Genomic DNA, 7,117 nt, shown 5'->3' with positions numbered 1-7,117 from the left:
GGACGCTTCCTTTGTACTCACCCTCTCGGGCTTTCCTCCGGGCTTTCGTTCTGTTCTTGCGTTTCCGACTCTATCAGACTCTTTCGTGTCCGATTCCCGGTCGAAGCGGGATTTGCTTTCCAGGTATTCGCTTTCGCGTTTCCCTTTCCGGCGATTCCGACTCTATCAGAGGATTTCCACCGGATTTCCCGGCTTCAGATTCCTGGACGAGGAGTCGAATGCGGCCCCACTGGAATCGAGTTCCTTGGGGGCGAGAGAGACTTTAAACCATCGCTGCCGAACTTGTCCAGTTCGAGGCAACCGTTCGAATCTACCTCCCCGCGCGGTCCGTGTCAACGGTGTTTGCGGGACGACGAGGAGACTAGCAGCTCAGCGGACCCGTACGCACATCAGGCCGCGGTGGGGAGCGTCGCCGTTCGGTCGGCTGCTTCGACGTCGCCGACCTCGCCCGCGCGGGAGGCCCGGCCGCCCAGCACGTACACGTAGACGAGGAAGGCGGCCTCGGCCGCGACGCCGATCAGGATGCGGGCCCAGGTCGGCAGGCCGGACGGGGTGACGAAGCCTTCGATCAGGCCCGAGACGAACAGGACCACCGCCAGTCCGAGGGCCATGCCCAGGGCGGCGCGGCCCTGTTCGGCGAGGGCGGTGCGGCGGGTACGGGGGCCGGGGTCGATGACCGTCCAGCCCAGGCGCAGGCCCGTGCCCGCGGCGACGAAGACCGCCGTCAGTTCGAGCAGCCCGTGCGGAAGGATCAGGCCGAGGAAGACGTCGAGGCGGCCGGCGGCCGCCATCAGACCGAGGCCGACGCCGACGTTGGCCATGTTCAGGAACAGGATCCAGAGCACCGGCAGGCCCAGGAAGGCGCCGAGGACCAGGCACAGGGCCGCCGCCTTGGCGTTGTTCGTCCAGACCTGTGCCGCGAACGAGGCCGCGGGGTGACTGGAGTAGTACGTCTCGTACTCGCCGCCCGGCTGCGTGAGCGCCTTCAGGTCCTCCGGGGCGCCGATCGCGCCCTGGACCTCGGGGTGCGTCGCGATCCACCAGCCGATGAGCACGCCGACCGCGGTGGAGAGCAGCGCGGTCGGTATCCACCAGCGGCGGCTGCGGTACACCGCGGCCGGGAAGCCGGCGGTGAAGAAGCGGGCCGCGTCGCGCCAGCTCGCGCGGCGGGTGCCCGTCACCGTCGACCGGGCGCGGGCGACCAGCTGGGTCAGCCGGCCGGTGAGCATCGGGTCGGGGGCGCTGGACTGGATCAGGGAGAGGTGTGTCGACGTGCGCTGGTAGAGCGCGACGAGCTCGTCGGCCTCGTCGCCGGTGAGCTTGCGGCCGCGGCCCAGGAGCTGTTCCAGGCGGTCCCATTCCGCCCGGTGTGCCGTCACGAAGACGTCGAGATCCATCCGGTTGCCGCTCCCCTGCCCCAGGTCCCCAGTTTCTGCCTACTCCTAATGTGGTCAGCTTGGCAGACTGGATGCCGATGGGGCGGGTCAGGTCACGTGAAGGGTGTTGCGGTGAGCGATCTGGTGACGGGGGACGCGGTGGTCCTGGGGCTGCGGCCCGCGAGGGTGCCGAGCCGGGCCGTGGCCTACGTCCTCGACCTGTTCGTCTACCTGCTCGTCTATCTGCTGGTCATGATCGGGCTGGCGTTCTCGATGTCCACCCTGGACGAGGCCGCGCAGGCGGCGGTGTCGGTCGCGAGCGGACTGCTGCTGGTGGTCGGCGTGCCGATCGCGGTGGAGACGCTGACCCACGGGCGCTCGCTCGGGAAGCTGGCCTGCGGGCTGCGGGTGGTGCGGGACGACGGCGGGCCGATCCGTTTCCGGCACGCGCTGGTGCGCGGGTCCATGGGGGTCGTGGAACTGCTGATGACGTTCGGGTCCGTGGCCTGCATCGCCTCGCTCGCGTCCGAGCGGGGGCGGCGGCTCGGTGACGTGTTCGCCGGGACGCTGGTGGTGCGGGAGCGGGTGCCCGGGGCGCGGGTCATGCCGGTTCCGCCGCCGCCCCCGTGGCTGGCCGGCCGGTTCGCCGGGCTGGACCTGTCGGCGGTGCCGGACGGGCTGTGGCTCGCGATACGCCAGTACCTGACGCGGATGTCCCAGCTGGATCCGCACGTGGGGGCGGCGATGGCCGCGAAGCTCGCCGACGACCTGGTGGCGCGGACCGGGACGCCGCCGCCGGCCGGGGTGCCGGCCGCCGCGTACCTGATGGCCGTGGTGCACGAGCGGCAATCGCGGGACGCGGCGCGGGCCTTCGCGGGTGCGGCGCCGGGCCACGGCCTTCCGGGCGGGGCGCCGGGCCGGCTCCCGGCCGGGCCTCCGGCCCCGGTCGCGTCCGGGGCTTACGCTCCGGCGCCGGCTCACACCCCGGCTCCCGTTCCGGGCGGGGTTGCCCCGGTGGCCCCGCCGGCCGCGCCCGCGTACGCCGCACCCGCCGCGCCTGCGGAGCCGGAGGCGCCGCGGCACCGTGGCGGGTTCGCGCCGCCCGCCTAGCCGACGGGGTCCGGGAAGGTCGAGGGCGGGGTCTCCAGGTGTTCGAGCTCGATGCCCGGTGCCGACAGGACGACGTCCCCGGCGATGTGGACCGTGTGCACCTCTCCGGTGTCCAGGGCGCTGACCTCGTACGTGTCCACGAGCAGCGGGCCGCTGTCCGTGGGGTGCTCCTCGCGCCGCAGCAGGGCCCAGGCCTGGTCGACCGTACGGGGCGCCAGGACCGGGTCGGTGAGGGCGACGAGCCGTACGCGGGTGGCCGGGGCTCCGACGGCGGGGCGCAGCAGGCGGGCCGTCGCGACGAGGAAGGCCGGTGACGTGCCGGTGAAGCCCGGCGCGCGGACGTTGCCCTCGGTGGCCTCCCGGCCGGCGGGATCGGTGCGGACCCAGGTGACGCCGTCGATGGCGGCGCCCCGGACCTGCCAGCTGGACGCGTTGGCCTCCAGGCGGATGGGGCGGCCGAGTTCGTCGACGGCCAGGTCCACGGAGCCCCGGTGGTCGCCGTTCGGGGCGGTGAGCTGGGAGACGTAGCGCCAGCCGGAGGGGCCGGGCGCGCAGTGGAAGTGCTCCTCGCCGAGGGGGGTGCGGTCGTGCGGGTCGTGGAGCGAGTAGCGGCCGCGGGGCACGGCGTCCTCCCTGGGTCGTTCGCGGGATCGTGCGTGCGCACGGGGCAGGCCCCCGGCAGGTGTGCCGGGGGCCTGACTCGGACGGGCGGGCTGCTGCGGATCCGCGGGGATCAGTAGCGGTAGTGGTCCGGCTTGTACGGGCCGTCGACGTCGACGCCGATGTACGCGGCCTGCTCCGGGCGCAGGGTGGTGAGGCGGACGCCGAGGGCGTCGAGGTGCAGGCGGGCGACCTTCTCGTCGAGGTGCTTGGGCAGCACGTAGACGTCGGTCGGGTACTCGGAGGGCTTCGTGAAGATCTCGATCTGGGCCAGGGTCTGGTCCGCGAAGGAGTTCGACATGACGAACGACGGGTGGCCGGTCGCGTTGCCGAGGTTCAGCAGGCGGCCCTCGGACAGGACGATGAGGACCTTGCCGTCGGGGAACTTCCAGGTGTGGACCTGGGGCTTGACCTCGTCCTTGACGATGCCGTCGATCTTCGCGAGGCCGGCCATGTCGATCTCGTTGTCGAAGTGGCCGATGTTGCCCACGATCGCCTGGTGCTTCATCTTGGCCATGTCGGAGGCCATGATGATGTCCTTGTTGCCCGTGGTCGTGATGAAGATGTCGGCCGTCGCCACGACGTCGTCGAGGGTGGCGACCTGGTAGCCGTCCATGGCCGCCTGGAGGGCGCAGATCGGGTCGATCTCGGTGACGATGACGCGGGCGCCCTGGCCGCGCAGCGACTCCGCACAGCCCTTGCCGACGTCGCCGTAGCCGAAGACGACGGCGGTCTTGCCGCCGATGAGGACGTCGGTGGCGCGGTTGATGCCGTCGATCAGGGAGTGGCGGCAGCCGTACTTGTTGTCGAACTTCGACTTCGTCACGGCGTCGTTCACGTTGATCGCCGGGAAGAGCAGGGTGCCCTCGGCCATCATTTCGTACAGGCGGTGGACACCGGTGGTGGTCTCCTCGGTCACGCCGCGGATCTCGGACGCGAGCTGCGTCCACTTCTGCGGGTTCTCACCAAGGGTGCGGTTGAGCAGCGTGAGGATGTACGCGTACTCCTCGGAGTCCGCCGTGGACGGGTCCGGGGCCGCGCCGGCCTTCTCGAACTCGACGCCCTTGTGGACGAGGAGGGTGGCGTCGCCACCGTCGTCGAGGATCATGTTCGGGCCGCCGGTGGGGGTGTTCGGCCAGGTCAGCGCCTGCTCCGTGCACCACCAGTACTCCTCCAGCGTCTCGCCCTTCCAGGCGAAGACGGGGACGCCCTGGGGGTCCTCCGGGGTGCCGTTCGGGCCTACCGCGATGGCGGCGGCCGCGTGGTCCTGGGTGGAGAAGATGTTGCAGGAGGCCCAGCGGACGTCGGCGCCGAGGGCGACGAGGGTCTCGATGAGCACGGCCGTCTGCACGGTCATGTGCAGGGAGCCGGTGACGCGGGCACCGGCCAGGGGCTGGGCGTCCGCGTACTCGGCGCGGATCGACATCAGACCCGGCATCTCGTGCTCGGCCAGGGTGATCTCCTTGCGGCCGAAGGCGGCAAGGGAGAGGTCTGCGACCTTGAAGTCCATGGGTGCTGCTCCTCATGGTTCGAGAGGGTGGGTACGGCTCTGGGCCGTGCGCCGGACGGCTGGGGTACCCCGGACGAGTCTGGGGGATGGAACACCGAGCACAGTCCGTCGGGGGCCCTCTCTCCCCTCGGCCGGTCGCGAAGACCGCCCGACCGCCATCAGCAGCGACGCCTGACACTGATGACGAATCTACACCGATCGGCGGCGCGTGCCCCAGTCGCCCGGGGGAAGAGTCGTCTGCGGAGGTCGGGCCCTCCGGCAGGAGCTTTCGGGGCCTTTCGGACTTTTAATCCACCTCCTGTGTGCGGGAGGATGCCGGTGGATCGGAACTTCCGCGCGATCCCCGCAGGACCCATGGCGTGAAGGAGATTTCTGTGACCAGTCCGGCCGGCCCTCCCGCAGGCGGGGGCGCAAGCGGGCAGAAGCGCCTCAAGCTGCTCGCCGTCACCGCGTGCCCCACGGGCATCGCGCACACCTACATGGCGGCGGAGAAGCTCCAGCAGGCCGCCGACGAGCTCGGCGTCGACATGAAGGTGGAGACCCAGGGCTCCATCGGGGCCGAGAACGTGCTCTCTGACAACGATGTCAAGGAGGCCGACGGAATCATCATCGCCGCCGACAAGGAGGTCGACCGGGAGCGCTTCGCCGGCAAGCGGGTCCTGTCCACCGGGGTCGCCGACGGCATCCACAAGCCGAAGGAGCTCATCGAGCGGGTCCAGAGCGCGCCGGTGCAGTCCGGGACGGCCCCGGCGGGCGGGAGCGGGGGCGGAGGCGGAGGCGGCCGGGAGCGCAGCGCCGCGTACAAGGCCCTGATGAACGGCGTCTCCCACATGATTCCGTTCGTGGTCGTGGGCGGGCTGCTGCTCGCCGTGTCGATCGCGCTCGGCGGGCACTCCTCCTCGAAGGGCATCACCTTCGACGAGGGGTCCTTCTGGTTCTACGTCAACGCGCTCGGCACCCTCGGCTTCACGCTGATGCTGCCGATCTTCTCCGGCTACATCGCCTACGCCCTCGGTGACCGGCCGGCGCTGGTGCCCGGCATGATCGGCGGCTTCCTCGCCGCCGACGCCACCACCATCTACAAGGCCGACGCGAACGCGGGCTTCCTGGGGGCGATCGCCACCGGCTTCCTGGCGGGCTACCTGGTCATCTGGATCAAGAAGGTCAAGGTCCCGAAGTTCGTCCAGCCGATCATGCCGATCATCGTGATCCCGATCGTGTCGACGCTGGCGCTGGGGCTGTTCTACATCTACGTGATCGGGCAGCCGATCTCCTGGGTGTTCACGCACCTGACCAGCTGGCTGAACGGCATGACCGGCTCCAGTGCGGTCCTGCTCGGCGCCATCATCGGCCTGATGATCGCCTTCGACATGGGCGGGCCGGTCAACAAGACGGCCTTCCTCGTCGCGGTCGGCCTGATCGGCACCAACAACACCGTCATGGGCATGGCCGCCGCCGCCATCCCCGTCATGCCGCTGGGCCAGGGACTGGCCACGCAGCTGCGGCGCAAGCTGTACAGCGACCAGGAGCGCGAGACCGGCATCGCCGCGCTCTTCATGGGCTGCTTCGGCATCTCGGAGGGCGCGATCCCCTTCGCCGCCGCACGGCCGGCGCAGGTCATCCCGGCGAACATGCTGGGCGGCGCGGTGGCCGGTGCCATCGCGGGCATCGCCGGGGTCACGAACTCGGTGCCGCACGGCGGCCCGATCGTCTCCGTGTTCGGCGCCGTCGGCGGGGTCGGCATGTTCTTCGTCGCGATCGCGGCGGGCACCGTCGTCACCGCGCTGACCACCAACGCCCTGATCGGGCTCAAGCAGCGCCGGAGCGGCGCGGCTCCGGCCGGCCCGAAGCCGCTCGCGCCCGAGCCGGTGCTGGTCGGAGCGGGTGCGGGGGCCGGTGCGGCCGGGGGCGTCGCCACCGGCGCGGCTGCGGGTGGCTCCGTACGGGAGAGCGCCGCGCCCGCCGCGGCCGTGGACGAGCCCGAGGTGCTGTCCGGGTACCTGACCGGGCGGACCGTGAAGACGGAGCTGACCTCGGACTCCAAGGAGGCGGCGATCCGCGAGATGGCGGAGATGCTGGCCACCACCGGGAACGTCCGGGACGTGGACGAGCTCGTACGGGTCGCCCTCGCCCGGGAGGCGCAGGGCACGACCGGCCTCGGCGAGTCCATCGCGATCCCGCACGCCAAGACGGACGCGGTGATCCGCCCGACGGTCGGCTTCGCGCGGTCCGGCGAGGGCATCGAGTGGGGCTCGCTGGACGGTACGAAGGCCCGGCTGGTCTTCATGATCTCGGTGCCGGAGGCCGCGGCGGGCGACGAGCACCTGCGCATCCTGGCGCTGCTGTCGCGCAAGCTCATGGACACCGGGTTCCGGGAGCGGCTGCAGGGCGCTCCGGACGGCCCGGCGGTCCTGGAGGTGCTGCGCGAGATCCGGTAGCACCGCGCACGACGCGTGAGGGC

The 7,117-nt window shown here is 71.2% G+C and carries 5 protein-coding genes; 2 read left to right on the top strand and 3 right to left on the bottom strand.

Annotated elements, in window-relative coordinates; all coding sequences use genetic code 11:
* Nucleotides 1-389: 389 nt before the first annotated feature.
* A complete protein-coding gene (locus ACZ6S8_RS21160) occupies nucleotides 390-1,397 on the bottom strand; it encodes a stage II sporulation protein M (protein ID WP_469457875.1) in 1,008 nt (335 codons plus the stop codon).
* Nucleotides 1,398-1,508: 111 nt separating this feature from the next.
* On the opposite strand from ACZ6S8_RS21160, the gene ACZ6S8_RS21155 reads away from it, so the two are divergent.
* Nucleotides 1,509-2,486: an RDD family protein gene (locus ACZ6S8_RS21155; RefSeq protein WP_469457873.1), complete on the top strand. Its 978-nt coding sequence runs from the start codon at nucleotides 1,509-1,511 to the stop codon at nucleotides 2,484-2,486.
* Here ACZ6S8_RS21155 and ACZ6S8_RS21150 read toward each other — a convergent pair.
* Nucleotides 2,483-3,109 (bottom strand): hypothetical protein, encoded by a 627-nt coding sequence (locus tag ACZ6S8_RS21150; protein WP_469457871.1) that lies wholly within the window; start codon nucleotides 3,107-3,109, stop codon nucleotides 2,483-2,485. The two genes, ACZ6S8_RS21155 and ACZ6S8_RS21150, sit on opposite strands and share 4 nt — an antisense overlap.
* A gap of 110 nt (nucleotides 3,110-3,219) precedes the next feature.
* Nucleotides 3,220-4,656, bottom strand: a complete 1,437-nt coding sequence (ahcY, locus tag ACZ6S8_RS21145; RefSeq protein ID WP_469457869.1) for an adenosylhomocysteinase — start codon at nucleotides 4,654-4,656, stop codon at nucleotides 3,220-3,222.
* 374 nt (nucleotides 4,657-5,030) lie between these two features.
* Between ahcY and ACZ6S8_RS21140 the strand changes: the two genes are divergently transcribed.
* On the top strand, nucleotides 5,031-7,094 hold the full coding sequence (locus ACZ6S8_RS21140; RefSeq protein ID WP_469457868.1) for a fructose-specific PTS transporter subunit EIIC: 2,064 nt from the start codon (nucleotides 5,031-5,033) through the stop codon (nucleotides 7,092-7,094).
* Nucleotides 7,095-7,117: the final 23 nt, after the last annotated feature.

The sequence above is a fragment of the Streptomyces sp. NPDC048461 genome, assembly GCF_055587105.1.
Note: the sequence above shows the minus strand (reverse complement) of the source record. Positions and strands in the feature narration are given on the sequence as shown.

Excerpts from the sequence above, each read along its gene's own strand:
- ahcY (WP_469457869.1), bottom strand. The coding sequence starts at position 4,656 with ATGGACTTCAAGGTCGCAGACCTCTCCCTTGCCGCCTTCGGCCGCAAG.
- ACZ6S8_RS21160 (WP_469457875.1), bottom strand. The coding sequence starts at position 1,397 with ATGGATCTCGACGTCTTCGTGACGGCACACCGGGCGGAATGGGACCGC.